Raw genomic sequence first — 885 nt, 5'->3', positions numbered from 1 at the left:
TGAATTGCCGCACCGATATCTCCAATACGGTTACCAACACGTGCTTGCTCAATCCCTAATTCTAAGGCTTTCTTCGTTACGTCCATTAGTCGTTGACCCTCTTCATCCACTTGGCCAATACCGTATGTCCAGCAAGAATCAGCAAAGTAGCCGTCTAATGATAAGACGGTATCGACACTGACGATATCGCCATCTTTTAAAGCTCGGTTAGGTGCTGGGAAGCCGTGACAAATTTCATCATTAATGGATACACATGTCACATACTCATAGCCTTCAAAGCCAACTTGTTCACGGATAGCGCCTGCTTCAGTAATTTTTTTATCAAAAAAGGCTTCAATTTCCATTGTGGTAACGCCTGGTACCATCATTGGACGCAATTGTTCATGGATACTTGCTAATAAAGCCCCTGCTTTTTTCATGCCTTCTATTTCACGGGCAGATTTTAATGTTATCATTCACTCTCGTCCTTCCTGTATATTCTGCTTTATTATACCTTAAAAGCTAGCGAAATAAAACGAATCCGACACTCTTTACCAATTGTAATCGCTTTATTTTTTATAACTTTTAATGATAATCTTTGGCTTTTTCTTGACTAAACTGGTATGATTAAGAAAGTAATAAAACGTTATTGCATATTTTTAAAAGCCAAATATGAAACGTATCTACCAATGACCTGAGCGAGGTGAATGGCATGGGAAAAACGCAAAAATTAGAACAAGTTGCCTACTTACATATTAAAGATCAAATACTTAGTGAAAACTGGAAATCCGGTTTTCATATTGTTGAAGCCTTTATTTCTGAAGATTTAGATATCAGTCGAAGCCCTATTCGTGCTGCTTTAAGTACCTTAGCAGATGAAGGCTTTGTAGATATGATTCCGTATCG

General features: G+C 38.0%; 2 protein-coding genes. One reads left to right on the top strand and one right to left on the bottom strand.

Features of this window, described 5'->3' with window-relative positions; genetic code table 11:
- Positions 1-455 (bottom strand): M24 family metallopeptidase (locus tag ACRCJ0_RS16165; protein WP_431391186.1); only part of this gene is annotated, 455 nt, incomplete at its 3' end.
- A gap of 236 nt (positions 456-691) precedes the next feature.
- On the opposite strand from ACRCJ0_RS16165, the gene ACRCJ0_RS16160 reads away from it, so the two are divergent.
- The coding region (locus tag ACRCJ0_RS16160; RefSeq protein WP_431391184.1) for a GntR family transcriptional regulator at positions 692-885 on the top strand (194 nt) is incomplete at its 3' end.

The sequence above is a fragment of the Aerococcus sp. L_32 genome, from assembly GCF_050689315.1.
The sequence above is the reverse complement of the archived record's forward strand: the minus strand, read 5'-3'. Positions and strand labels throughout refer to the sequence as shown.